Genomic DNA, 24157 nt, shown 5'->3' with positions numbered 1-24157 from the left:
GTTGCGAGGCCGAGCGTCCGGGCGTGAGCCGGGCGGGAAGGCCCGAGTATAACAGAGCTATCGCGCTGTGCTGCTTTCCTGCTGCTCAACGGCGTTGAGAATGTTTCCGGTGTCGCTTGTGTAGCGGCTGCTGATCGCTGCATAGGCCGGCTCCTGCTTGAACCGCTGCAGCTCTTCGGCAAAGGCCAGTGCCAGTGCTTCCCGGCCAGGTTTGCGCACTAACCCCAGGTACTGTGTTTGATGGCTTATTACCAGCGGCAACTCCTCGACTTGCCGCTGCAGGCCAAGTTGGTTAAGCAGGTGGTGCCCAACCCTGCGGTCGGTGATCGCCAGGTCGATACGGCCCAGCATCAGCTTGCCAAAGTTGGCTTCGAGGGTAGGTGCGGCTTCGCGCTTGAAGTAAGAGGCCTCGCTGAACGCGGCGCCATAGGTATAGCCTGGCGATGTGCCGACGGTAAGGCCGGAAAGGTCTTTCAGCTGGGTGACGGCATGGCGGCGTGCTTGAGCCTGGAACAGGACGAATTCGACCTCCGACAAGGGCTCGGGCGCATAGACCAGGTAAGGCTGGCGCGACTCGATCTGGAAGATGTCGAGGATGCCGTCGGCCAAGCCTTGCTTGATCATTGCCAGACAGCGTTTCCACGGCAGGAACTGCAACTCGACCTCGACCCCCAGGCGCTTGAACACCTGAGTGGTGACCTCGTAGTCGATACCGCGTGGCTGGCCTTCATGCTGATACACGTAGGGCGCCCAGTCATCAGTCACCAGGCGCAGTCGCTCGCCCAGAGCCAACGGGCTCAGGCTGGCGAGCAGCAGGATCCAGAACAGACGGGCGATATGTGGCATGGCCGGAGATTACGCGCTCGGCCGGTGTACGGTAAAGGCATGTACGATCGATGTGGGAGCGGGCGTGCCCGTGAACACCGGCAAAGCCGGTGCCAACTATCGGGTCGCTCCCTTCGCGGGCACGCCCGCTCCCACAAAACCGCGCAAGACAATGAATTTTGCGGGCACATCAGGCTTGAGTGGTTCGCAGCAGATGCGCCTCGATATCCTTGCGCCGCTCGCCCAGCGATAACCGCAACCCCGGATGGCGCAGGCACTGACGCAGCCGCTCGGGCTCCATGTGGCCATGGCGGTCGTTGAGGTTTTCCAGGGCCTTGTCCCACCAGGCGGACGCGCAGGCGCGGTCGAACTCATTGGGGTAGGGATAGCAGCCATACAACAACTCGCGGGCGAACTGGCGCTCGTGGCTGGGCAGGGTCAGGCTCAGCGCCTTGTAACCCAGGCGGTGCAGGGTTGGTGGCCGCGGCAGTTGGTCGTTGACCTGCGCAACATCGGCCAAGGCCGAGGGGCTGAGTGGGTCATGATCGTGCTTGCGCAGCCAGGCCTGGATCTTGGCGCGGAACTGCGCCTTGCGGCTCCAGTAGTGATGGATGACATCGGTACACTCGGCCAGCTCCAGGTTGCGGTAGGCCGCCACGGCCAGGCAGAACTCCTCAAGGGTATAGGCCTCGCGAGCCAAGGGGTAGAACTCATCCATCATGGCGATGGAGCGGTCGAGGGTGCCGCAGTCCTCGGCAGTGAGGCCTATAACGCCGGAATTGACGAGCGGCATCTGACAGTCTGCCAGCCCCCTGGACTCGAGAATGGCCAGCAGGTTCTTGTACAAGAGGCACTTCTGGTCAGCGCCGTAGCGCGCACCGATGGCGTTGCACAGCAGGCGATTGGGCGCCACACGGGCGAACAGATTCAGCGGCGAAGTGCGGAAAAAGGTGTCTGTATCGATCAGCACTGCCAGTGGGTGTTCCTGCAGTACCTGGCGCAACAGCACATGCTTGCTGCGAAAGTGATAACCGTGCGGGGCGTTCCATGCCTGGCGCGTGGCCTCGTCCAGCAGGTGTACGGTAACGGGCAGCTTGGCGTAGGGCTTTGCAGTGTCCGTGTAGACCTGAATGTCCATCGCCTCGCCGGCTGCGCTGCCCAACTGGGCGAGGGCGCTGACGATGCTGAAGCAGGCTTCCTGATGGTAGGTTGCCGGGCCAAAAGCCAGGTATACAAGCTGTGGGCGCGAAGGTTGGTGTTGCTGCATGGCAGGCGAGACCTGTTTAACCCGAAAATGAATAAGGCTTTAGTCTATGACCAAAGCCTTATTTATTTCTTAAACAGACTTTGCCAAAAGATTTCAGCGCGGCAGCTTAAGGTTGTTCCAGATCGCCAGGCTCGGTTCAGCCTGGTTCAAGGTATAGAAGTGCAGGCCCGGCGCGCCGCCTTGCAACAGCTGTTCGCACATGCGGGTAATCACTTCTTCGCCGAAGGCCTGGATGCTGGCGGTGTCGTCGGCATAGGCTTCCAGTTGCTTGCGGATCCAGCGCGGGATCTCGGCGCCACAGGCATCGGAGAAGCGGGCCAGCTTGCTGTAGTTGGTGATTGGCATGATGCCCGGTACCACCGGAATGTCCACACCCAGCTTCTGTGCCCGCTCGACGAAGTAGAAGTAGCTGTCGGCGTTGAAGAAGTACTGGGTAATGGCGCTGTCGGCACCGGCCTTGACCTTGTGCACAAAGTTGGCCAGATCGGCCTCGAAGTTGCGCGCCTGCGGGTGCATTTCCGGGTAGGCAGCCACTTCCAGATAGAAGTGATCAGCGGTTTCCTGGCGGATGAACTCGACCAGGTCACTGGCATAGCGCAGTTCCCCACTGGCCATGCCCATGCCCGACGGCAGGTCGCCACGCAGAGCGACGATGCGTTTGATACCGGCGGCCTTGTACTCGGCCAGCAGGGCGCGCAATTCTGCCTTGGTGTCGCCCACGCACGACAGGTGCGGCGCGGCAGGGATTTTCACTTCGCTTTCCAGCTGCAGCACGGTATTGAGCGTGCGGTCGCGGGTCGAACCACCGGCACCGTAGGTGCAGGAGAAGAAGTCCGGGTTATAGGTGGCCAGCTGGCGGGCGACGCCCATCAGCTTTTCGTGACCGGCGTCGGTCTTGGTCGGGAAGAACTCGAAACTGTAACGGCGTTCTTGTGACATCAGGCGTTCCTCAAGCAGCAAGCTTCAAGCGGCAAACTGCAAGTAAAAGCCAGATCGGTGATGGCCGACCTGGCTTGGCATCGTTCAACATCGTTGGTGCTTGAGCTGCAAGCGGCAATGGCACTGTCTGCCTCATCTTGCAGCGTGCAGCTCAAGGCTTGCCGCTTAGTAGCGGTAGGCGTGCGGCTTGAACGGGCCTTCGACGGTCACGCCGATGTAGTCGGCTTGCTGCTTGGTCAGCTGGGTGACCACGCCGCCGAAGCCGCGGACCATTTCCAGGGCCACTTCTTCGTCGAGTTTCTTCGGCAGCACTTCAACGGTCAGGCGCTCGGCTTTCTTTTCTGCCGGCAGGTCAGCGAACTTCTGCTCGAACAGGAAGATCTGTGCCAGAACCTGGTTGGCGAACGAACCGTCCATGATGCGGCTTGGGTGGCCAGTGGCGTTGCCCAGGTTGACCAGGCGGCCTTCGGCCAGCAGGATCAGGTAGTCGTCGTTCTGCGGGTCGAAGCTGCCAGCGCCGGTACGGTGGATCTTGTGAACCTGCGGCTTGACCTCTTCCCAGGCCCAGTTCTTACGCATGAAGGCGGTGTCGATCTCGTTGTCGAAGTGGCCGATGTTGCAGACCACGGCACGCTTTTTCAGGGCCTTGAGCATGTTGGCGTCGCAGACGTTGACGTTACCGGTGGTGGTCACGATCAGGTCGATCTTGCCCAGCAGAGCCTTGTCGATGCTGGCTTCGGTGCCGTCGTTGATACCGTCGATGAACGGCGAGACCAGCTCGAAGCCGTCCATGCAGGCCTGCATGGCGCAGATCGGGTCAATTTCGGAGACCTTGACGATCATGCCTTCCTGACGCAGGGACTGGGCCGAGCCCTTGCCCACGTCACCGTAGCCGATCACCAGGGCCTGCTTGCCCGACAGCAGGTGGTCGGTACCACGCTTGATGGCGTCGTTCAGGCTGTGACGGCAGCCGTACTTGTTGTCGTTCTTGCTCTTGGTGACCGAGTCATTGACGTTGATCGCCGGGACTTTCAGCTCGCCCTTGGCCAGCATGTCCAGCAGACGGTGGACGCCGGTGGTGGTCTCTTCGGTTACGCCGTGCACACGGTCCAGTACCTGCGGGTACTTCTTGTGCAGCAGTTCGGTCAGGTCACCACCGTCGTCGAGGATCATGTTGGCGTCCCATGGCTGGCCATCTTTCAGGATGGTCTGCTCCAGGCACCACTCGTACTCTTCTTCGGTTTCGCCTTTCCAGGCGAACACCGGGATACCGGCGGCGGCGATCGAGGCAGCGGCCTGGTCTTGAGTCGAGAAGATGTTGCAGGACGACCAGCGCACTTCGGCACCCAGGGCAACCAGGGTTTCGATCAGCACGGCGGTCTGGATGGTCATGTGGATGCAGCCCAGGATCTTCGCACCCTTGAGCGGTTGTTCGGCCAGGTACTTGCGACGCAGGCCCATCAGCGCAGGCATTTCCGATTCGGCAATGATGGTTTCGCGACGGCCCCAGGCGGCCAGGGAGATGTCGGCGACTTTGTAATCGGTAAAACCAGCAGGCATGTTTGCAGCGCTCATGAGAGCCTCCATTCGTAATGTGCGAATGGGCGCCGTTGTGCGTTAAGCGCTCGCGGGAGCGAGCAACGCCCCATCCGAGCCTGACAGGCCTAGCCTGCTGCAGCGCCCCTCGGACAGGTGGCGGGCATGGCACCGCTGTGGGCAACCATGTAAAACGGCGCAGATTATAGCTGCCCCCGCCGGCTTGCCCAAGGTTTTCCGTCGATTAATCGCGACGATAGTCGATGTTCAATGGAGCGAAGGCAGCCGCTCTGCCATCATTGCTACACGTTAGCCAAGCAGGTCAGGAGTACAGATGAACTTTCACACCCGCAAGTGGGTTAAACCCGAAGACCTCAACCCCAATGGCACCCTGTTCGGTGGCAGCCTGCTGCGCTGGATCGATGAAGAGGCGGCGATCTACGCCATCGTCCAGCTGGGCAACCAGCGTGTGGTGACCAAGTACATGTCGGAAATCAACTTCGTCAGTGCTTCGCGTCAGGGCGATATCATCGAGCTGGGCATCACCGCTACCGCGTTCGGCCGCACCTCGATCACCCTCAAGTGCGAAGTGCGTAACAAGATCACCCGCAAGAGCATTCTGACTGTCGACAAGATGGTGTTCGTCAACCTGGGTGAAGACGGCCAGCCGGCGGCCCATGGGCGCACCGAGATCAAGTATGTGCAGGACCAGTTCCCGGATTCGGCAGTCGAATAGACCCTGGTTGCCATTGCCGGCCCTTCGCGGGTAAACCCGCTCCTACAGGGGTACGCGATCCTGTAGGAGCGGGTTTACCCGCGAATGGGCCGCAAAGCGGCCCCGGCATTCTCAAGGCTGGGCGCTGACCTTGCGCACCACCCGGCCAATGCTCAACCCCTGCACCAGAATCGACGACAACACCACGATGTAGGTGATCGACAGCAGCAGGTCCCGTTCCTCGCCCAGCGGTAGCGACAGCGCAAGTGCCACCGACACCCCGCCACGCAGGCCTCCCCAGGTCAGCACCCGCACCGTGCCTTTGGGCACCGGGCGCCAGCGCCGCAGCAGCACGATCGCCGGGGCCACCGTCAGCAGGCGCGACAGCAGCACTGCCAGCGCCAGCACGCCGCCGGCCGCCAGGTGCATCCAGTTGAACGGCAGCAGCAACAGCTCCAGACCGATCAATGCGAACAGCAGGGCATTGAGCATGTCATCGATCAGCTCCCAAAAACCGTCCATGTAACGGCGTGTCATGTCATTCATCGCCAGGTTGCGCCCCAGGTTGCCGATGATCAGGCCGGCCACCACCATGGCGATCGGCGCCGACACATGCAGCTCGTAGCACATCGCCGAGCCACCGATTACCAGTGCCAGGGTCAGCATGACTTCCACCTGGTACTGCTCGACGCTCTTGATCATGCGGTAGGTGGCATAGCCGATCAGGCCACCGAACACCACACCGCCAATGGCCTCGCGGGCAAACAGGATTGCCGTGTCGGTCATGCTCGGTGTTTCACCCAGCCGGATGATGCCCAGCAACACGGTGAATACCACGACTGCCGTGCCGTCGTTGAACAGTGACTCGCCGACGATGGTGGTTTTAAGCGGTTTGGGCGCATTGGCAGTACGTAGCGCACCGAGCACGGCAATCGGGTCGGTCGGTGAGATCAATGCACCGAACAACAGGCAGTAGATCAGTGGCACCTCCCAGCCGAACAGGGCAAACACCCAATGCGACAGGTAGCCGATGACCACGGTGGCGATCAGCACGCCCAAGGTAGCCAGCAGGCCAATGGGCCAGCGATAGCTGCGCAGATCACTGAGGTTGACGTGCAGGGCGCCGGCAAACAGCAGGAACGCCAGCATCCAGTGCATGAGCAGGTCGTTGAAATCGATCTGGTTCATCAGCCCTTCGACGCGTTCTTCCAGGCCAGGGAAGCCGACAAGGCTCAGCCCCTGCAGCAACAAGGAAAACAGCAGCGCCGTGACCATCACGCCGATAGCGGGGGGCAAGCCGATGAAACGGTAGTTCACATAGGTCAGAAGTGTGGTGAGGCAGATAAACGCGGCAACTAATTCAAGCATCCCGAATCCTGTAACAGTGGCTTCCAAGTCTCAACCCGAACGGCTCGGGCAGTTCTTTGATGACCTGGCACGGGGTTCGGGACACGGGGTTTGACCGAATTAGTCCAAATCGTTCCTGTGACAGTCTGCACTGGTTACCCTGTGGGAGCGGGCGAGCCCGCGAACACCGGCAAAGCCGGTGCCATACACCGAGTTGCATTCTTCGCGGGCATGCCCGCTCCCACAAAGCCCCCCTGAACGCTATATATTCACAGCCATGAAAAGCCATAAGGACAAGAAGGCGTGTTGGCAACATCTCTGGTGCTGGTTGCCGCCCTGCTGCATGCAACCTGGAATACCTTGATCAAATTCAGCGGCGAGCGCTTGCTGGTAATTGCCAGCATGGACACGGTAGCGCTGGCCTTCGCGGTGCTGGCGGTGCCCTTCGTGGATGTTCCGCCTGCTGAAGTCTGGCCCTGGCTGGTAGCCTCGGCACTGGCTGAGCAGTTGTACCGCTATCTGCTGATCCAGGCCTACCGCGTGGGCGACCTGGGGCTGGTCTATCCTCTGATGCGCGGGCTGTCACCGCTGGTGGTGCTGGGGCTGACCCTGGCCTTTGCCGGAGAATCGCTGAGCCAGCAGCAGATCATCGGAATCCTGTTGATCCCCTGTGGCATGGCCTGCCTGTTGTGGCAGGGCGGGGGTGGTGACCGGCTGCCTTGGTCGATGTTGCCGGTGGTTGCCTTGATTGGCCTGTGCATTGGTTGCTACACCTGGTTCGACGGCCAGGCCGTGCGCCTGTGGGGCAAGCCGTGGGATTACCTGGTGTGGCTGACCCTGCTCAGCGCCTGGCAATTTCCGTTGTTGGCGGGCGTGGCGCGGCGGGTGCCATTCGTTCTGTTCTGGCGAACCCAGTGGCGCCTTGGGTTGGCAGTAGGGTTCTGCGTATTGTTCAGCTATGCCCTGGTGCTGTGGGCCATGCACCTGGGGTCAGTGGCCGAGGCGGCGGCACTGCGGGAGTTGAGCGTGATCCTGGTGGTGCTGCTGGGTATGCGCTACCTCAAAGAACCTTTTGGCGGGCCGAGACTCCTAGCTTGCGGGCTGGTGTTGGCCGGCATGCTGGTAATGAAGCTTTGACCTGAAGACTGAACAAGGAGTCCTGTCCATGACTGTTGCCCTGTGGTGCATCCTGATTGCGTTGCTGTTGAACCCGCTTTGTGCCTTGGTCGCCAAGGCGAGCAGTGGCCGCTTCGGCCTCAAGGACAATCACGATCCGCGAGCCTTCCTCGATACCTTGTCGGGCCTGCCACGGCGTGCCCATGCTGCGCAGCAGAATGGCTACGAAGCGTTTCCGGCATTTGCTGCGGCGGTGCTTGTGGCGGATATCGTCGGCAATGCAGAGCAGGTGACCCAGGACGTACTGGGGGTGATGTATATCACCAGCCGCTTGCTTTACATCATCTGCTACCTGGCCGACTGGGCTGCCTTGCGATCGCTGATGTGGCTTGCCGGCTTGGCGTTGATCGTGTCGTTCTTCGTAGTTTCCATCTGAACCGAGTGGCCTTCTTCGCGGGCTTGCCCGCTCCCACAGGTACACCACAGTATTCAAGGGCTGTGGTGTACCTGTGGGAGCGGGCAAGCCCGCGAAGAATCCACCGCCGATCAAGGTACCTTAGGTACCTCAGGTAGCGGCTGGCCTTTAGGCCAGAGCATCCAGATCTGCCCCTGCTGCTTCATGTTCCCCGCCAGCTCGCCGGCTTCCGGCCCGGTGCCCCAGAACAGGTCGGCACGCACTTCGCCGGTAATCGCCCCGCCAGTGTCCTGCGCGCCAACCGGTCGTACCACCGGGGAGCCGTCCGGGCGTGTGGTAGACAGCCACAACAAGCTGCCCAATGGAATCACCTTGCGGTCGATGGCCACGCTGTAGCCGGCGGTAAGTGGCACGTTCAGCGAGCCGCGCGGGCCTTCGTTGCTGTCCGGGCGGGTGCTGAAGAATACGTAGCTGGGGTTGCTCGCCAGCAGTTCTGGTACGCGCTGCGGGTTGGCCTGGGCCCAGGCATGAATGGCGCCCATGCTCACGTCTTCTTTTTTCAGTTGGCCCTGTTCCACCAGCCAGCGGCCGATCGGCCGGTAGGGGTGGCCGTTCTGGTCGGCGTAGCCCAGGCGCAGTTGACGGCCGTCTTCCAGTTGCACCCGGCCAGAACCCTGGATCTGCAGGAATTGCAGGTCCATCGGATCGGTCAGCCAGGCCAGCACCGGTGCCTTGACGCCGTTACGGTTGATGACTTCGGCCGTGTCGTAGGGCTTGAGCACTCGACCGTCAAGACGGCCGCGCAGGCGTTTGCCCTTCAGTTCGGGGTACACACTGGCCAGGTCGACCACGATCATGTCATCAGGGATGCCGTAAACCGCCACATGGTTGGTTGCCGAGGGGCTCAGGCTGCCCGGGTAGACCGGCTCGTAGTAGCCGGTAATCAGGCCGTTGGCATTGTTCTCTGCAGAGCGCAGGCCGTACACCTGCAGGTTCTGCTCAAGGAAGGTACGCACTTGGGCGGCGCTGGCTGTGGCGCTGCCGGCCGCTTCGCAGGTGGCTGCCCACACCGGGTCGCGCTTGAGCTTTTCGCAGCCGTTGCGCCAGGCATAAAAGCCGGCCAGCAGGTCTTCATCGCTGACGGCCGGCAAGTCTTTCCAAGTGGCCGGGGCATAGGTGGCGACAGCGTGGGGCTCGGGCTTGGCGCTCTCGCCGCCGTTGCAGCCGGCCAGTAAAGCCAGCACCGGCAGTGTCCAGGCCAGGTGGCGCAGGGCAGATTTCATGTGTGCATTCCTGTCATGAGCGAACATGAAGGTTCGCCCCTGTCTTTTATGTGGCTATTGGTGTTTGGCCCAGGGGCAGCGATACTGGCCGCCCATTTGCGTAGGCCGAAGTGAGCGTGATGTTGAAGCGATTGACCGTTGTTCTGCTGGCAGCACTTGCCCTGGGAGGGGCTTTGACTGGTTGTGACCGGGTTGACCCGAACTCGCCGCTGGGCAAACGCAAGGTGATCTTCAAGGACATGCTCAAGACCAGCGAAGATCTGGGCGGCATGCTGCGTGGCCGGTTGCCGTTTGACGGGGTGAAGTTTGCTGACGGTGCGCTGAAGTTGGACAGCCTGTCGCATCAGCCGTGGCAGCATTTTCCACAGGTGCGCGATGGTGGTGACAGTGCCGCCCGCGCCGAAGTGTGGGAGCGCCAGGCGCGGTTCCATGACCTGGCCCGGCAGCTTGAAGGCGTCACCGGCGAACTGGTTGATGTCACCCGCAATCAGCCACTGGATGCTGCGCAACTGAAGGCACCGATGGACAAGGTCGAGGCTGCGTGCAAGGCCTGTCATAGCGAATTTCGTAATCATTGAATGACTGTGCAGGCCACATTGGCCCTTGTAGGAGCGGGCTTGCCCGCGAACATTGGCGAAGCCGGTGCATGCCCCGCGTCGCACTCTTCGCGGGCAAGCCCGCTCCTACAATCACCGCGTCTGTTTAGCGGTCGAGGTCGTCGACTGCTTCCTGCAGCTCTTTACGCGACTCGGCCAGCTTGTCCTTGCGCTTGTTGATCTTCTCGGCGTCGCCTTTTTTCTCGGCCTTCTTCAAGTCCTTTTCCCGCTGCGCCACTTCATGACGCGCATCGAGCACCTTCTGCTCACGCTCTTTGCGCAGGCTGGCGTCGGTGCAGTTGTCCACACCGCGCAGGGCTTCTTCCAGCCCTGCAACCTGGTCGCTGTTGCCGTGGTCACGGGCAATTTTCAGCTGGTTCTCGATAGCGCTACGCTTGGCAGCGCAACCGGTCAGGCCCGGGTCCGGCTGGGCAGCTTGCACGCTGCCCGCAGCCAGACCCAGTGTTGCGAGCAGGAAAAGAGTCGAAATACGTTTCATGAAAAGCCTCTTGAACGGGGCGGGGCAGCAAAAGTTGGTGGAAATCCTGCCTTGGTTTTGCCCATTTAGAAACCCTTGGTGAAGTTTTCTGCCTGAGTCTCAGGTTTTTCCTACGCATTATTTGGTAAAAAATCATTGCTCAATGCGCTGGGGTGGGGGCAGGAACCCTTCTATGCCGGTTTCTGCCAGCTGTGCGGCAATGGCTTGCACCTCAGCGGCGGTGAAGAACTCCACAAGTTGGCGCGAGCGTTTTGCGCCGATGCCGGGCACGGTTTGCCATTGCCCGGCACTGCGTGAAGCCAGCTCTTGCCAGTTGCCAGTCAGTGGCAAATGCTTGCCAATGGGCACGCCAAGGGCGCGCAACCACTGATCGAACGGGCGTGAGCGGGCTTGGTCGAAACTGCCCAGCAACTGTGTTGCAGTGAGTCTGCTGATTCCGGGGGCCTGCTGCAGGCGCTCGGCATCGAGCTGCAGCCAATCGGTCATGGACGTTACCAGGCCCGCTTCGACCAGCCGACGCCATGTGCCGGGCCCGGTGCGCGGCAAGGCCAAGCCCTGTTTGCCGCCAAGCCAGGTGAGGCGGGCAATGAACTGCTCATCACAGCCCTCGCTGGCCTGCCAGCAGCTGTGGGCGTGATGCTGGTCGGGTGCTGGCGCGGTTATCGGTTGGCGCTCTACAGTGCGGTGCACGACGTGATCGAGCCGCGGAATGGTCAGCCCGGCGAGGCTGATGGCGACCTGATCGCCGGGCCGAATATCCAAGCTTTGCCAGCGCGCCAGTGACCCAAGGCTGACTTGGGTAATGCGCCGGTCATCGAGGGTAACGGGTTGCACTTGCAGAACGGGCGTGACCCTGCCAGTGCGGCCGACCCGAAAGCGCACGTCGCGTACTTCAGCCAAGGCTTGTGCATAAGGGTACTTCCAGGCCGCGATCCAGTAAGGTGCCTTGGCCTGCCAGCGCTCGGCCGGCGGCCGGTGGCCCTGGCGCAGGATCACACCGTCGGTGGCGAAGGGCAGAGCAGAGCGGTACCAGTGTTCACGCCAGTGTGCTGCGTCCTCCAGCGTGTCGATGGCGATGCTGTAGCGCTGGCTGTCCGGGAACCCCAGTTGTGCCAGCTGGGTGAGGCGATCGGCCTGTTGCTCGGGGCCGTGCGGCCAGCCCCACACGAACAGGCCGATAGCGTTGCCTTGCGTACCGGTCAGTTGCTTGCGTGCGAGCAGCCCTGCCACGGTACCCCGGGCGTTGGCGCTGCCTGCCTTGGCTTGCACATGTTCGTCCAGGCGCAGATACAGCTCACCTTGCAAGTGCAGGTCGACCGCTTCAGGCAACTGCCGAGTGACAGCACCGAGTTGTGCAATGTGTCGGCTCCAGTCATGGCCATGTACACCGTCCCCCCGGCTGGTCAGCTGTACCAATCGGCCCTGCTGGTAAGTGAGGGAAACCGCAACACCGTCGACCTTGGGCTGTACCCACACGCCGGTCTTGCCGGCCATCCATCGCGCCACGGCCTGGCGGTCTGCCAGCTTGTCAACGCCGGTATGCGGCACGGGGTGGGGGACGGGGCCGCGAGCACTGGCCAGGGGGGAGGGGCTGGTGCCAACTGCGAAGCACTGCTGCAGGTGATTCAGGCGCTCGCGGCTCTGGTCGTACAGTTCGTCGGCCACCAGGGCTATGCCTTGGCGATGGTAGTGCTCGTCCCATCGGGCAAGCGTGGCGCGCAGTTGCGCAACTTCGGCCTTGGCCTGTTGCGGGGACCAGTGTGGGCATGAGGCAGCCCTGGTCGGTGGGGCGTTCAGCGCAAATAGCAGTGCGAATAACAGCAGATACTGCATGGCCTGGCATCCTTGCATGGCGTGGAAGCGCTTAGCGTAGGCGGGTAGCGGGGCGGTTGGTGTGTGCAGTTGTCAGGTGATATTTCGCAGGTGCTCGTCTTCAATCCCGGGCTGGGGCAAGAAACCAGCGCCGCGTGGGCGGCGGTCGATCTCACAGGCGATGAAAATGCCGTGACAGGCACAAAAAAGCCCCTGCCGGTCACTCGGCAGGGGCTTTTGTCTGGCGCTGCAGGAAGCTTACAGGCCGGCAGCGTCACGCAGCGACTGGGCGCGGTCGGTGCGCTCCCAGGTGAAGGTGGTGAAGGTGTCGTCGCCGACAGTCTTCTGCTGCGGGGTGCGGCCGAAGTGGCCGTAGGCAGCGGTTTCCTGATACATCGGGTGCAGCAGGTCGAGCATGGTGGTGATGGCGTACGGACGCAGGTCGAAGCACTCGCGCACCAGCTGGATGATCTTGTCGTCGGAGACCTTGCCGGTGCCGAAGGTGTTGATCGAGATGGACGTTGGCTGAGCCACGCCAATGGCGTACGACACCTGGATCTCGCAACGCTCGGCCAGGCCGGCGGCGACGATGTTCTTGGCCACGTAGCGGCCGGCGTAGGCGGCGGAACGGTCGACCTTGGACGGGTCCTTGCCGGAGAACGCGCCACCACCGTGGCGGGCCATGCCGCCGTAGGAGTCGACGATGATCTTGCGGCCGGTCAGGCCGCAGTCACCCACCGGGCCACCGATGATGAAGTTGCCGGTCGGGTTGATGTGGTACTGGGTGCCTTTGTGCAGCAGTTCGGCTGGCAGGGTGTGCTTGACGATCAGCTCCATCACGGCTTCTTGCAGGTCTTTCTGCGAAACCTCCGGGTTGTGCTGGGTCGACAGCACCACGGCGTCGATACCGACCACTTTGCCGTTCTCATAGCGGCAGGTGACCTGCGACTTGGCATCCGGGCGCAGCCATGGCAGCAGGCCGGACTTGCGCGCCTCGGCCTGGCGTTCTACCAGACGGTGCGAGAAGCAGATCGGTGCAGGCATCAGGACTTCGGTTTCGTTGCTGGCATAGCCGAACATCAGGCCCTGGTCACCGGCGCCCTGGTCTTCCGGCTTGGAGCGGTCCACGCCCTGGGCGATGTCTACCGACTGTTTGCCGATGATGTTCATCACGGCGCAGGTGGCGCCGTCGAAGCCAACGTCGGAACTGTTGTAGCCGATGTCGATGATGACTTTGCGCACCAGGTCTTCCAGGTCGACCCAGGCCGACGTAGTGACTTCGCCGGCGATGATGGCGACACCGGTCTTGACCAGGGTTTCGCAGGCTACGCGGGCGTATTTGTCCTGGGCGATGATGGCATCAAGGACAGCGTCCGAAATCTGGTCGGCGATCTTGTCCGGATGCCCTTCGGACACGGACTCGGAGGTGAAAAGGGAGTATTCGCTCATCTCGAAGGTTCCTGAAATTTACCGATGGTGTATGTCGCCAGCCGTCCGCTGGAAATGGCGGACCTGGATCTGGAAACCGTTACGCAGGCCCACGTACAGGCTGTCCGCATGGGCCAGCCCGGCATCGTTGGCCCAGCGCGCCAGGTCGTCCTGTTCGAAGCCCAGCCAGAGGTCGCCGCAGGCTTCGCGCGCCCACCCCTGGTCATGGCTGCACAGTTCGGTGACCAGCAGGCTGCCGCCTGCCTTTACCCGTTTGGCCAGCTGGCGCAAAGCCAGGGCCGGGTCGCTGAAATGGTGCAGCACCATGTTCAGCACAACGCAGTCGGCGGCCACATCCGTTGCACCCAGTGCATCGGCCAACTGCAGGTTCACGTTGTCGAGCCCTTCGCGTTGGCACACCTGCCGCGCAAGCTCGAGCATGGTAGGGCTGTTGTCCAGGGCGGTGACCTGGGCGAAGCGCCGGGCCAGGTCGGGCAGGAAACCACCGTCGCCAGGCCCGACTTCCAGCGCACTGGCAGCCGGGTCGAAATGCAGTTTGTCGAGCAGCGCCAGCAGGCTTTCGCGGTACTGCGGAAGGCCGGCGATCAGGTCTTGCTGGGCACGGAACTTCTCTTCCACACGCAGGAAGAAGTCCTGGCTGGTGGCTGCCCGGCGCAGTTGCACCTGGGCGATGCGCGCCTGCACATCGGACGGCAGGGCCAGGTCGTCGACTTCTTCGAGCAGCGCAGCATGCAGCCGGCCACCCAGGCGCAGGCCATCGGGCAGGGCACGGCGGTAGAAGATGGCGTTGCCTTCGCGGCGGGTTGCCACGAGGTCGGCCTGCGCCAGCACCTTAAGGTGGTGGCTCATGCCCGACTGGCCGATGTCGAAGATCTGCGCCAGTTCCAGCACGCCGAACGAGTCGTTGGCCAGGGCGCGCAATACGTTCAGGCGCAACGCATCGCCACTGGCTTTGCACAGGGCGGCCAATGTTTCGCGTTGCTCGGGGATCGATTGCGCACGGAGATTCATGGGGCGGCAGTCTAGACAGGCATTGATGCCCGAGCAAGGCCAATATCAAAAAGTTTTGATATTGGCGATGAGCTGCAGGCCGAAAGCTTCAAGCAACAGGCTTTGGAGCGGTCCGAACCGTGCTCTGCTTCTTCACTTGCAGCTTAAAGCTTGCGCTTGGCGCTTAAATGTTTGCCCCAAGCGCCCCCAGTGGGCGAAAATGGCCGCCTTTTTCGTGACACCACCTCTTCAAGCCCCCTAGGAGATCAGCGATGCCCAGCCGTCGTGAACGTGCCAACGCCATTCGTGCCCTCAGCATGGATGCCGTGCAAAAGGCCAACAGCGGCCACCCAGGTGCCCCCATGGGCATGGCGGATATCGCCGAAGTGCTTTGGCGCGACTACCTGAAGCACAACCCGAGCAACCCGAGCTTCGCTGACCGTGACCGCTTCGTGCTGTCCAACGGCCACGGTTCGATGCTGATCTACTCGCTGCTGCACCTGACCGGTTACGACGTCACCATCGATGACATCAAAGGCTTCCGCCAACTGCACAGCCGCACCCCGGGCCACCCGGAATACGGCTACACCCCAGGCGTGGAAACCACCACCGGCCCGCTCGGCCAAGGGATCGCCAACGCCGTGGGCTTCGCCCTGGCCGAAAAAGTGCTGGCTGCCCAGTTCAACCGTGACGGCCACACCATCGTCGACCACAACACCTATGTGTTCCTCGGCGATGGCTGCATGATGGAAGGCATCTCCCATGAAGTCGCCTCGCTGGCAGGCACTCTGGGCCTGAACAAGCTGATCGCCTTCTACGATGACAATGGCATCTCCATCGACGGCGAAGTGCACGGCTGGTTCACCGACAACACCCCGGCGCGCTTCGAAGCCTACAACTGGCAGGTGATCCGCAACGTCGACGGCCACGATGCCGAAGAAATCAAGATGGCCATCGAGACCGCCCGCAAGAGCGATCGCCCGACCCTGATCTGCTGCAAGACCATCATTGGTTTCGGCTCGCCGAACAAGCAGGGCAAGGAAGATTGCCACGGTGCACCGCTGGGCAACGACGAAATCGCCTTGGCCCGTAAAGAACTGAACTGGAACTACGGCCCGTTCGAAATCCCTGCCGACATTTATGCCGAGTGGGATGCCAAGGCCGCTGGCGCCAAGGCCGAAGCCGAGTGGAACCAGCGTTTCGACGCCTACGCCAAGGCCTACCCGGAGCTGGCTGCCGAGTTCAAGCGCCGTGACAGCGGCGAGCTGCCGGCCGACTTCAGCGAGAAGGCCCAGGCCTACATCAACGAAGTGGCTGCCAAAGGCGAAACCATCGCCAGCCGCAAGGCCAGCCAGAACGCCCTGAACGCCTTTGGCCCGCTGCTGCCGGAGTTCCTCGGTGGTTCGGCGGACCTGGCCGGCTCCAACCTGACCCTGTGGAAAGGTTGCAAGGGCGTCGAAGCCAATGATGCCAGCGGCAACTACGTGTTCTACGGCGTGCGCGAGTTCGGCATGACCGCCATCATGAACGGCGTTGCCCTGCACGGTGGCCTGGTGCCTTACGGCGCGACCTTCCTGATGTTCATGGAATACGCCCGCAACGCCGTGCGCATGTCGGCCCTGATGAAGCAGCGCGTGATTCACGTGTACACCCACGACTCCATCGGTCTGGGCGAAGACGGCCCGACTCACCAGCCAATCGAGCAGCTGACCAGCCTGCGCAGCACGCCGAACCTGGACACCTGGCGCCCGGCCGACGCAGTGGAATCCGCCGTGTCCTGGAAAAACGCCCTGGAGCGCAAGGATGGCCCTTCGGCGCTTATCTTCTCGCGTCAGAACCTGCAGCACCAGGCGCGCGATGCCCAGCAGATCGCCGACATCAGCCGTGGTGGCTATGTGCTCAAGGACTGCACCGGCGAGCCGGAGCTGATCCTGATCGCCACCGGTTCCGAAGTGGGCCTGGCTGTTCAGGCCTTCGACAAGCTGACCGAGCAAGGCCGCAAGGTGCGTGTGGTTTCCATGCCGTGCACCAGCGTGTTCGATGCCCAGGACGCAGCCTACAAGCAGTCCGTGCTGCCGCTGGAAGTCGGTGCGCGCATCGCCATCGAAGCTGCCCACGCCGACTTCTGGTACAAGTACGTTGGCCTGGAAGGTCGTATCATCGGCATGACCACTTACGGTGAGTCGGCGCCGGCTTCGGCACTGTTCGAAGAGTTCGGTTTCACCCTGGAGAACATCCTCGGTACAGCCGAAGAGCTGCTGGAAGACTGATTTAAAGATCTGCGGGCGGTGTCGCCTTCATTCGCGGGCAAGCCCGCTCCCACAGAGGTTGCATGAAACCCTGTGGGAGCGGGCTTGCCCGCGAATGCCACACCGCAAATTCCGCAGGCTGACGACAAACGAACTGTCTCGTGAGCCCCGAATGCCCCACCTGCGTCCCTACAAAGTTGCACTCAACGGTTATGGCCGTATCGGCCGCTGTGTCCTGCGCGCGCTGTTCGAGCGGGGGGCAAAGGCCGGTTTCGAGATCGTCGCGCTGAACGATCTGGCCGATCAGGCCAGCCTGGAATACCTGACACGCTTCGACTCCACCCACGGGCGTTTTCCCGGCGAGGTCAAGGTCGACGGCGACTGTCTGCATATCAATGGCGACTGCGTGAAGGTTATGCGCAGTGCCACCCCCGAAGGCATTGACTGGGCTGCGTTGGGCATCGACCTGGTGCTGGAGTGTTCCGGTGCCTATAACACCCGTGCCGATGGCCAGCGTTTTCTCGACGCCGGTGCGCCAAGGGTGCTGTTCTCGCAGCCCATGGCCAGTGAGGCCGACGTTGACGCCACGGTGGTCTACGGCATCAACCAGGCCTGCCTTACCGGCAGCGAGCGCCTGGTGTCCAACGCTTCGTGCACCACCAATTGCGGTGTGCCGCTGCTGCGTGTGCTGGACCAGGCGTTCGGCATCGAATATGTGCAGATCACCACCATCCACTCGGCGATGAACGACCAGCCGGTGATCGATGCCTATCACCACGAAGACCTGCGCCGCACGCGTTCGGCCTTCCAGTCGGTGATTCCCGTGTCCACTGGCCTGGCGCGTGGCATCGAGCGCCTGCTTCCGGAACTTGCCGGGCGAATCCAGGCCAAAGCGGTACGTGTACCGACCGTCAACGTCTCGTGCCTGGACATCACTCTGCAGACCGCCCGCGACACCACTGCGGCCGAAGTCAACCGAGTGCTGCGCGAGGCCGCGCTGGACGGCCCGCTTAAAGGCTTGCTGGCCTACACCGAGTTGCCGCACGCCAGCTGTGATTTCAACCACGACCCGCATTCTGCGATCGTCGATGCCAGCCAGACTCGTGTTTCCGGCCCCCGCCTGGTAAACCTGCTGGCCTGGTTCGACAACGAATGGGGTTTTGCCAACCGTATGCTCGACGTTGCCGAACACTTTTTGCACGTCGTTCACCCAACCCGCAACAAACAGCCCTGAAGGACTGCATTCATGACCGTGTTGAAGATGACCGACCTCGATCTGCAAGGTAAGCGCGTACTGATCCGCGAAGACCTCAACGTGCCTGTGAAGGACGGTGTGGTAGCCAGCGACGCACGTATCCTGGCAGCGCTGCCGACCATCAAGCTGGCCCTGGAGAAGGGCGCAGCGGTAATGGTCTGCTCACACCTGGGCCGCCCGACCGAAGGCGAATTTTCTGCCGAGAACAGCCTCAAGCCGGTCGCCGATTACCTGAGCAAGGCCCTGGGTCGTGACGTGCCGCTGGTTGCCGACTACCTGGACGGTGTCGCGGTACAGGCCGGTGATCTGGTGCTGTTCGAGAACGTGCGCTTCAACAAGGGCGAGAAAAAGAACGCCGACGAGCTGGCGCAGAAATACGCTGCGCTGTGCGACGTATTCGTCATGGACGCTTTCGGCACCGCACACCGCGCCGAAGGTTCGACCCATGGCGTCGCCAAGTTCGCCAAGGTTGCCGCTGCCGGCCCGCTGCTGGCAGCCGAACTGGATGCCCTGGGCAAGGCCCTGAAGGCCCCGGCCAAGCCAATGGCGGCAATCGTTGCCGGCTCCAAGGTATCCACCAAGCTGGACGTGCTGAACAGCCTGAGCAGTGTTTGCGACCAGTTGATCGTTGGCGGCGGTATTGCCAACACCTTCCTGGCCGCTGCTGGCCACCCGGTCGGCAAGTCGCTGTACGAGCCTGACCTGGTCGACACCGCCAAGGCCATTGCCGCCAAGGTCAGCGTACCGCTGCCAGTCGACGTGGTGGTTGCCAAAGAGTTCGCCGAGAGCGCCGAAGCTACCGTCAAAGCCATTGCCGACGTAGCTGCCGACGACATGATCCTGGATATCGGCCCGCAAACCGCGGCCAACTTCGCCGAGCTGCTGAAGTCGTCGAAAACCATTCTGTGGAACGGTCCGGTGGGCGTATTCGAATTCGATCAGTTCGGCAACGGCACCAAGGTACTGGCCAAGGCCATCGCTGAAAGCGCCGCGTTCTCCATCGCCGGTGGCGGTGACACCCTGGCAGCCATCGACAAATATGGCGTCAGCAAGGAAATCTCCTACATTTCTACCGGTGGTGGCGCCTTCCTCGAGTTCGTCGAGGGCAAGGTCCTGCCAGCTGTCGCAATCCTGGAAGAGCGGGCCAAAGCCTGATGACGTCGGCGCTTGGCAAAGGGAGTGGCCTGGTGGTCAAGCAATTGCCTGTGATGATGCTGGCCGGTCTGCTGAGCGCTTGTGCTGGCAGCCCGGCCTCGGATGCCGACCCGGCGCGATCGCACAAGGGCGGTTGCTACCAGTCCGAATGGCAGGCCGAGACTGTGCCGGTCATCAGCAAGCGCGTGGGCCCGGAAGGCCTGGAAAAGTACGACGAAGACCACCAGCGCAAGGCGCCGGGTTGCCCTTGATCGGGTAATAGGCAACCTGAAGGTTGATTTGTGGTCTTGAAGAAGGGCTGCACAGCAGCCTCAAATCGAGGAAACTGAATGAAAGCGCTTTTGGCCGTGTCGGCCTTGGCGACACTGGCAGGATGCTCACTGCTGCAGCCGGCGCAACCCGCCCCGGCAGACAACTGGACCCGTTGGGTCTGCGACACTCAGGTTGAGGTGCTTTGGCGCTTTGCCGATGCCCAACGCGACCAGGTTGATGTACGCCTTGGCGGCGGTGATCAGGTCTATCGGCTCAAGGCTGAACCGGGTGCTTCGGGTGCGCTTTACAGCGATGGCATGCTGGCCTTCCACACCAAGGGCGAAGAAGGCCTGGTGTACTGGGTGGCAACCAACGATCTGATTGGGCGGGGTTGCAAGGCACCGTGACTGGCCGGGCCGCGAGGGTGGCCCACACTACTTGAACAGCAACCGCCCCTGCGGCAGGCTTGCACGAAACAAACGACGCTTGTCGGGAGAGAGATACACAATGGCACTCATTAGCATGCGCCAGATGCTGGACCACGCCGCCGAGTTCGGCTACGGCGTTCCAGCTTTCAACGTCAATAACCTCGAGCAGATGCGCGCCATCATGGAAGCGGCCGACAAGACCGACTCTCCGGTGATCGTCCAGGCCTCGGCCGGTGCCCGCAAATACGCCGGTGCCCCGTTTCTGCGCCACCTGATCCTGGCTGCCATCGAAGAGTTCCCGCACATTCCGGTGTGCATGCACCAGGACCACGGTACCAGCCCTGACGTCTGCCAGCGCTCGATCCAGCTGGGCTTCAGCTCGGTGATGATGGACGGCTCGCTGGGTGAAGACGGCAAGACCCCGACCGACTACGAATACAACGTCCGCGTTACCCAGCAGACCGTTGCCATGGCTCACGCCTGCGGCGTTTCGGTTGAAGGCGAGCTGGGCTGCCTGGGTTCGCTGGAAACCGGCATGGCCGGTGAAGAGGACGGGATCGGCGCCGAAGGCGTGCTGGATCACAGCCAGATGCTGACCGACCCGGAAGAAGCCGCCGACTTCGTCAAGAAGACCCAGGTCGACGCCCTGGCGATCGCCATCGGTACCAGCCACGGTGCCTACAAGTTCACCAAGCCACCAACCGGTGACGTGCTGGCCATCGATCGCATCAAGGAAATCCACAAGCGCATTCCCAACACCCACCTGGTGATGCACGGTTCGTCCTCGGTACCGCAAGAGTGGCTGGCGATCATCAACCAGTACGGCGGCGACATCAAAGAAACCTACGGTGTACCGGTCGAAGAAATCGTTGAAGGCATCAAGCATGGTGTGCGCAAGGTCAACATCGATACCGACCTGCGTCTGGCGTCTACCGGTGCCATGCGCCGTCTGATGGCGCAGAACCCGAGCGAGTTCGACCCGCGCAAGTTCTTCGGTGAAACCATCAAGGCCATGCGCGACGTGTGCATCGCCCGTTACGAAGCTTTCGGCACCGCTGGCAATGCCTCGAAGATCAAGCCGGTCTCTCTGGAAGGTATGTACCAGCGCTATCTGAAAGGTGAGCTGGCCGCCAAGGTCAACTGATCGACAGGTAACACTGAAAAACCCGCAGCGATGCGGGTTTTTTATGGGCGATGAAAGCCTGCACGTAATGTCGGCGGATCGACCGTTAGTCGGCTAACGTACAGTTTAGCCACTGATAGCGTTCTGATTGCATTGCGTGTTGCAGCCTCAGGTCTAGAGTACTAATGGATCCAACCGTATTTTGAAGTCGGTCACATAACAGAGAAGCAGCATGGATGGCGCTTACCTTCAACAACAGCCACTGGATGGCAGCTCAGTTCTTCTGGTAGTAGACGACTACCCCGAGAACCTCATCAGCATGCGGGCCTTGTTGGCCCGGCAGGATTGGCAAGTATTGACGGCTAGCTCTGGGATTGAAGCCTTGAGCGCGTTGCTTGAGTACGAAGTCGACCTGGTGTTGATGGATGTACAGATGCCGGAAATGGACGGCTTTGAAGTCGCCCGGCTGATGCGCGGCAATCAGCGTACCCGACTGACTCCGATCATTTTCCTCACCGCCAACGAACAGTCCGAAGCGGCCGTGCTCAAAGGCTATGCCAGCGGCGCCGTGGACTACATGTTCAAACCGTTCGACCCGCAAATTCTCAAGCCCAAGGTCCAGGCTTTGCTCGACCAGCAGCGCAACCGGCGCATGCTGCAGCAGCTGAGTCGCGAGCTGGAGGCGGCCAGGGCATTCAATGCGTCCATCCTGGAAAATGCCGCCGAAGGCATTCTGGTGGTTGATGCCCATGGCATCATCAGTTTTGCCAATCCGGCCATTTCCCGTTTGCTGGCGGCACCGGTGCAACAACTGCAGGGCACCCAGTTGCTCGACGTTGTGCAGCTGGGCAGTGCCAGCCTGTGGCGCGATTCGGACTTCTACAAGGCCTACCAAGGGCGACGGATCTTCCGCGTACACGATGCTCAACTGCGTATCCATGGGGGGGAAGCTGTGCCAGTGGCGCTGTCCTGTGCGCCGTTGCCGGCCGACCAGCAGGCCATGGTGGTGACCGTGCTGGATATGTCGGTGGTGCATGACTTGCACCAGCAACTGGAATATCAGGCCATTACTGACCCGCTCACCGGCCTGCTCAACCGCCGTGGTTTCTACCAGGCTGCTGAAGGTGCCCTGTTGCGTAACGAGCGCTCGGGCAAGGCGCAGGCGCTGATGTACATGGACCTGGATGGCTTCAAGCGCATCAACGACTCGCTCGGCCATGACGCTGGCGACCGGGTGTTACGCTGGGTGGCCGAGCAGCTCAAGGACTGCCTGGGCAGCGAGGCCTTGCTGGCGCGCATGGGCGGCGACGAGTTCACTGCACTGTTCGACAGCTTGCCCTACCCGGAGCAGGCCGGGCGTTATGCCGAACGGTTGCTCGAGCGTGTTTCCATCAGCCATGAGGTAGACGGGCTCGATGTGTGCCTTGGGGTCAGCATCGGTATTGCCACCTACCCTGACTGCGGCGCCAATGTCGAAGGCCTGCTGCGTTCGGCCGATACTGCGATGTACGCAGCCAAGCAGGCTGGGCGTCAGCAATACCGCTTCTACGACCAGGAACTCAATGGACGGGCGCGCTCGCGGCTGATGCTCGAGGACAGCGTGCGTATGGCCATCGAGCAGCAGGACTTTACCTTGGTGTACCAGCCACAGGTAGCTTTCCACGATGGTCGCCTGCGTGGTTTCGAGGCCTTGCTGCGCTGGCAGCACCCCAGCGTTGGCGATGTACCGCCGGGGCTGTTCATCCCATTGCTGGAAGAAGCGCGCCTGATCAACCGCCTGGCCAGCTGGATCTACCGCCAGGGGGCCGCACAGCGGCAGGCCTGGTATGACCGGTTTCCGGCGGACCTTGTGCTCGGCATCAGCCTGAGCCGCGCTCAGTTCGTCATGCCTGGGTTGGTCGAAGAGCTGCAACGGGTCATCCAGCTTTACCAGCTTGTCCCGACGCAGTTGGAAGTGGAAGTGGCGGAAACCTCGCTTATGTATAACATCGATGCGGCCGTCAAGCAGATACACCGCTTGCGTGACCTGGGCGTGAGGGTGGCTCTGGATGACTTCGGTGCGGGGGACTGTTCGTTGCGCATGCTGCGCGATCTGCCTATCGATACCCTCAAACTCGACCGTCATCTGGTGGCACGGCTGCCCGATTCGGCGGTAGATGCTGCTTTGGTTCGCAGCGTGATCGGCCTGTGTGCCGACTACCGTATCACGGTGATCGCCGAGGGCGTGGAGACCCCGGCACAGGCAGCCTGGCTCAAGGCCAATGGCTGCGAATACGTTCAGGGCTTCCTGGTGGCTTATCCGATGACTGCAGCTGACGCTAGCGGCTTCCCGGCAATTTTCTCCTGGCCAGGGCCGTGATTGGCTAGAATCGGCATTCGTTACGCCGAATACAGCGCCATGACCGTATTACGTTACTTGCAAGCCTATCCCCCGCACCTGCAGGCGCAGGTGCGGCAGATGATCGACAGCGACCGCCTGGGTGAATACCTGCAGCGCCGTTACCCTGACCGCCATGACGTGCAAAGCGACAAGGCGCTGTATGGCTATGCCCAGGATCTACGCCAACAGTACCTGCGAAGTGCGCCAAACCTGGACAAGGTGCTGTTCGACAGCCGCCTCGACCTGACGCATCGGGCCCTGGGCTTGAACACGGCGGTATCGCGGGTGCAGGGCGGCAAGCTCAAGGCGAAGAAGGAAATCCGCATTGCCTCGCTGTTCAAGGAGGCCGCGCCACAGTTCTTGCGCATGATCGTGGTGCACGAGTTGGCGCATCTGCGCGAGCGAGATCACAACAAGGCGTTCTACCAGCTCTGCCAGCACATGGAGCCGGACTATCACCAACTGGAATTCGACCTGCGCGTCTACCTGACCTACCGGGAGCTGCCGGGCAACCTCTAAGGAACAT

The 24157-nt window shown here is 61.8% G+C and carries 22 protein-coding genes and 1 riboswitch; of the genes, 12 read left to right on the top strand and 10 right to left on the bottom strand.

All coding sequences use genetic code 11. The features are described 5' to 3' along the window. Positions 1 to 57 precede the first annotated feature (57 nt). The 4 genes from ACE4QZ_RS25590 to ahcY form a co-directional block, all read right to left on the bottom strand. The gene (locus ACE4QZ_RS25590; RefSeq protein WP_021783765.1) at positions 58 to 846 is read right to left on the bottom strand and encodes a substrate-binding periplasmic protein; all 789 of its coding nucleotides are present in this window, start codon (positions 844 to 846) and stop codon (positions 58 to 60) included. Between the two features lie 169 nt (positions 847 to 1015). Beyond that, complete coding sequence (locus tag ACE4QZ_RS25585) at positions 1016 to 2092, bottom strand: hypothetical protein (protein ID WP_021783766.1); 1077 nt, start codon at positions 2090 to 2092, stop codon at positions 1016 to 1018. A 93-nt stretch (positions 2093 to 2185) separates the two neighbouring features. Then, positions 2186 to 3031: a methylenetetrahydrofolate reductase [NAD(P)H] gene (metF, locus tag ACE4QZ_RS25580; protein ID WP_021783767.1), complete on the bottom strand. Its 846-nt coding sequence runs from the start codon at positions 3029 to 3031 to the stop codon at positions 2186 to 2188. Between the two features lie 165 nt (positions 3032 to 3196). After that, positions 3197 to 4606, bottom strand: coding sequence for an adenosylhomocysteinase (ahcY, locus tag ACE4QZ_RS25575; RefSeq protein ID WP_021783768.1), 1410 nt, complete (start codon positions 4604 to 4606; stop codon positions 3197 to 3199). A 20-nt stretch (positions 4607 to 4626) separates the two neighbouring features. Then, positions 4627 to 4723: riboswitch (S-adenosyl-L-homocysteine riboswitch) on the bottom strand. A 178-nt stretch (positions 4724 to 4901) separates the two neighbouring features. On the opposite strand from ahcY, the gene ACE4QZ_RS25570 reads away from it, so the two are divergent. Beyond that, positions 4902 to 5303: an acyl-CoA thioesterase gene (locus tag ACE4QZ_RS25570; protein WP_021783769.1), complete on the top strand. Its 402-nt coding sequence runs from the start codon at positions 4902 to 4904 to the stop codon at positions 5301 to 5303. Between the two features lie 111 nt (positions 5304 to 5414). Here the strand turns inward: ACE4QZ_RS25570 and ACE4QZ_RS25565 are convergent, their stop codons facing one another. Beyond that, complete coding sequence (locus tag ACE4QZ_RS25565) at positions 5415 to 6650, bottom strand: cation:proton antiporter (RefSeq protein ID WP_021783770.1); 1236 nt, start codon at positions 6648 to 6650, stop codon at positions 5415 to 5417. A 282-nt stretch (positions 6651 to 6932) separates the two neighbouring features. On the opposite strand from ACE4QZ_RS25565, the gene ACE4QZ_RS25560 reads away from it, so the two are divergent. Beyond that, a complete protein-coding gene (locus tag ACE4QZ_RS25560; RefSeq protein ID WP_021783771.1) occupies positions 6933 to 7766 on the top strand; it encodes an EamA family transporter in 834 nt (277 codons plus the stop codon). 28 nt (positions 7767 to 7794) lie between these two features. Beyond that, the gene (locus ACE4QZ_RS25555; protein ID WP_021783772.1) at positions 7795 to 8181 is read left to right on the top strand and encodes an MAPEG family protein; all 387 of its coding nucleotides are present in this window, start codon (positions 7795 to 7797) and stop codon (positions 8179 to 8181) included. A 110-nt stretch (positions 8182 to 8291) separates the two neighbouring features. On the opposite strand, the gene ACE4QZ_RS25550 is transcribed toward ACE4QZ_RS25555, so the two are convergent. Further along, on the bottom strand, positions 8292 to 9443 hold the full coding sequence (locus ACE4QZ_RS25550) for a murein transglycosylase A (protein WP_021783773.1): 1152 nt from the start codon (positions 9441 to 9443) through the stop codon (positions 8292 to 8294). A gap of 119 nt (positions 9444 to 9562) precedes the next feature. Between ACE4QZ_RS25550 and ACE4QZ_RS25545 the strand changes: the two genes are divergently transcribed. Beyond that, positions 9563 to 10021 carry a c-type cytochrome gene (locus ACE4QZ_RS25545; RefSeq protein ID WP_021783774.1) on the top strand — a complete coding sequence of 153 codons (459 nt, stop codon included), beginning with the start codon at positions 9563 to 9565 and terminating at the stop codon, positions 10019 to 10021. A gap of 124 nt (positions 10022 to 10145) precedes the next feature. Here the strand turns inward: ACE4QZ_RS25545 and ACE4QZ_RS25540 are convergent, their stop codons facing one another. The 4 genes from ACE4QZ_RS25540 to ACE4QZ_RS25525 all read right to left on the bottom strand — a co-directional run bounded on the left by ACE4QZ_RS25540 (position 10146) and on the right by ACE4QZ_RS25525 (position 14810). Next, positions 10146 to 10538 (bottom strand): DUF1090 domain-containing protein, encoded by a 393-nt coding sequence (locus ACE4QZ_RS25540; protein ID WP_084850245.1) that lies wholly within the window; start codon positions 10536 to 10538, stop codon positions 10146 to 10148. 132 nt (positions 10539 to 10670) lie between these two features. Next, positions 10671 to 12371, bottom strand: a complete 1701-nt coding sequence (gene ligB, locus ACE4QZ_RS25535; RefSeq protein ID WP_238090202.1) for an NAD-dependent DNA ligase LigB — start codon at positions 12369 to 12371, stop codon at positions 10671 to 10673. A gap of 237 nt (positions 12372 to 12608) precedes the next feature. After that, positions 12609 to 13799, bottom strand: a complete 1191-nt coding sequence (gene metK, locus ACE4QZ_RS25530) for a methionine adenosyltransferase (protein ID WP_003249375.1) — start codon at positions 13797 to 13799, stop codon at positions 12609 to 12611. Positions 13800 to 13817: 18 nt separating this feature from the next. Further along, positions 13818 to 14810 carry an ArsR/SmtB family transcription factor gene (locus ACE4QZ_RS25525; RefSeq protein ID WP_101196358.1) on the bottom strand — a complete coding sequence of 331 codons (993 nt, stop codon included), beginning with the start codon at positions 14808 to 14810 and terminating at the stop codon, positions 13818 to 13820. Between the two features lie 251 nt (positions 14811 to 15061). On the opposite strand from ACE4QZ_RS25525, the gene tkt reads away from it, so the two are divergent. The 8 genes from tkt to ACE4QZ_RS25485 all read left to right on the top strand — a co-directional run bounded on the left by tkt (position 15062) and on the right by ACE4QZ_RS25485 (position 24150). After that, positions 15062 to 17059, top strand: a complete 1998-nt coding sequence (gene tkt / locus ACE4QZ_RS25520) for a transketolase (protein WP_021783778.1) — start codon at positions 15062 to 15064, stop codon at positions 17057 to 17059. Positions 17060 to 17210: 151 nt separating this feature from the next. Then, complete coding sequence (gene epd / locus ACE4QZ_RS25515) at positions 17211 to 18272, top strand: erythrose-4-phosphate dehydrogenase (RefSeq protein ID WP_021783779.1); 1062 nt, start codon at positions 17211 to 17213, stop codon at positions 18270 to 18272. A gap of 12 nt (positions 18273 to 18284) precedes the next feature. Continuing rightward, complete coding sequence (locus ACE4QZ_RS25510) at positions 18285 to 19448, top strand: phosphoglycerate kinase (RefSeq protein ID WP_021783780.1); 1164 nt, start codon at positions 18285 to 18287, stop codon at positions 19446 to 19448. Further along, a complete protein-coding gene (locus ACE4QZ_RS25505) occupies positions 19448 to 19699 on the top strand; it encodes a hypothetical protein (protein WP_021783781.1) in 252 nt (83 codons plus the stop codon). The genes ACE4QZ_RS25510 and ACE4QZ_RS25505 overlap by 1 nt, the downstream gene beginning before the upstream one ends. Before the next feature lie 78 nt (positions 19700 to 19777). Then, positions 19778 to 20107: an MliC family protein gene (locus tag ACE4QZ_RS25500; protein WP_021783782.1), complete on the top strand. Its 330-nt coding sequence runs from the start codon at positions 19778 to 19780 to the stop codon at positions 20105 to 20107. Positions 20108 to 20207: 100 nt separating this feature from the next. Further along, entirely contained in the window at positions 20208 to 21272 is a 1065-nt protein-coding gene (fba, locus tag ACE4QZ_RS25495; protein ID WP_021783783.1) for a class II fructose-bisphosphate aldolase, read from the top strand. 211 nt (positions 21273 to 21483) lie between these two features. After that, a complete protein-coding gene (locus ACE4QZ_RS25490) occupies positions 21484 to 23610 on the top strand; it encodes a putative bifunctional diguanylate cyclase/phosphodiesterase (protein WP_021783784.1) in 2127 nt (708 codons plus the stop codon). A 39-nt stretch (positions 23611 to 23649) separates the two neighbouring features. Continuing rightward, on the top strand, positions 23650 to 24150 hold the full coding sequence (locus ACE4QZ_RS25485; RefSeq protein ID WP_003249394.1) for a M48 family metallopeptidase: 501 nt from the start codon (positions 23650 to 23652) through the stop codon (positions 24148 to 24150). The last annotated feature ends 7 nt before the right edge of the window (positions 24151 to 24157 follow it).

Origin of the sequence: Pseudomonas sp. DCA-1 (assembly GCF_046523955.1) — a bacterium.
In the GTDB taxonomy this organism is placed as follows: domain Bacteria; phylum Pseudomonadota; class Gammaproteobacteria; order Pseudomonadales; family Pseudomonadaceae; genus Aquipseudomonas; species Aquipseudomonas putida_Y.
The sequence above is the reverse complement of the archived record's forward strand: the minus strand, read 5'-3'. Positions and strand labels throughout refer to the sequence as shown.

Bases quoted from the DNA above. Each gene is read 5' to 3' on its own strand.
- ACE4QZ_RS25590 (WP_021783765.1), bottom strand. From the start codon at position 846: ATGCCACATATCGCCCGTCTGTTCTGGATCCTGCTGCTCGCCAGCCTG.
- ACE4QZ_RS25585 (WP_021783766.1), bottom strand. From the start codon at position 2,092: ATGCAGCAACACCAACCTTCGCGCCCACAGCTTGTATACCTGGCTTTT.
- metF (WP_021783767.1), bottom strand. From the start codon at position 3,031: ATGTCACAAGAACGCCGTTACAGTTTCGAGTTCTTCCCGACCAAGACC.
- ahcY (WP_021783768.1), bottom strand. From the start codon at position 4,606: ATGAGCGCTGCAAACATGCCTGCTGGTTTTACCGATTACAAAGTCGCC.
- ACE4QZ_RS25570 (WP_021783769.1), top strand. From the start codon at position 4,902: ATGAACTTTCACACCCGCAAGTGGGTTAAACCCGAAGACCTCAACCCC.
- ACE4QZ_RS25565 (WP_021783770.1), bottom strand. From the start codon at position 6,650: ATGCTTGAATTAGTTGCCGCGTTTATCTGCCTCACCACACTTCTGACC.
- ACE4QZ_RS25555 (WP_021783772.1), top strand. From the start codon at position 7,795: ATGACTGTTGCCCTGTGGTGCATCCTGATTGCGTTGCTGTTGAACCCG.
- ACE4QZ_RS25550 (WP_021783773.1), bottom strand. From the start codon at position 9,443: ATGAAATCTGCCCTGCGCCACCTGGCCTGGACACTGCCGGTGCTGGCT.
- ACE4QZ_RS25545 (WP_021783774.1), top strand. From the start codon at position 9,563: ATGTTGAAGCGATTGACCGTTGTTCTGCTGGCAGCACTTGCCCTGGGA.
- ACE4QZ_RS25540 (WP_084850245.1), bottom strand. From the start codon at position 10,538: ATGAAACGTATTTCGACTCTTTTCCTGCTCGCAACACTGGGTCTGGCT.
- ligB (WP_238090202.1), bottom strand. From the start codon at position 12,371: ATGCAGTATCTGCTGTTATTCGCACTGCTATTTGCGCTGAACGCCCCA.
- metK (WP_003249375.1), bottom strand. From the start codon at position 13,799: ATGAGCGAATACTCCCTTTTCACCTCCGAGTCCGTGTCCGAAGGGCAT.
- ACE4QZ_RS25525 (WP_101196358.1), bottom strand. From the start codon at position 14,810: ATGAATCTCCGTGCGCAATCGATCCCCGAGCAACGCGAAACATTGGCC.
- tkt (WP_021783778.1), top strand. From the start codon at position 15,062: ATGCCCAGCCGTCGTGAACGTGCCAACGCCATTCGTGCCCTCAGCATG.
- epd (WP_021783779.1), top strand. From the start codon at position 17,211: ATGCCCCACCTGCGTCCCTACAAAGTTGCACTCAACGGTTATGGCCGT.
- ACE4QZ_RS25510 (WP_021783780.1), top strand. From the start codon at position 18,285: ATGACCGTGTTGAAGATGACCGACCTCGATCTGCAAGGTAAGCGCGTA.
- ACE4QZ_RS25505 (WP_021783781.1), top strand. From the start codon at position 19,448: ATGACGTCGGCGCTTGGCAAAGGGAGTGGCCTGGTGGTCAAGCAATTG.
- ACE4QZ_RS25500 (WP_021783782.1), top strand. From the start codon at position 19,778: ATGAAAGCGCTTTTGGCCGTGTCGGCCTTGGCGACACTGGCAGGATGC.
- fba (WP_021783783.1), top strand. From the start codon at position 20,208: ATGGCACTCATTAGCATGCGCCAGATGCTGGACCACGCCGCCGAGTTC.
- ACE4QZ_RS25490 (WP_021783784.1), top strand. From the start codon at position 21,484: ATGGATGGCGCTTACCTTCAACAACAGCCACTGGATGGCAGCTCAGTT.
- ACE4QZ_RS25485 (WP_003249394.1), top strand. From the start codon at position 23,650: ATGACCGTATTACGTTACTTGCAAGCCTATCCCCCGCACCTGCAGGCG.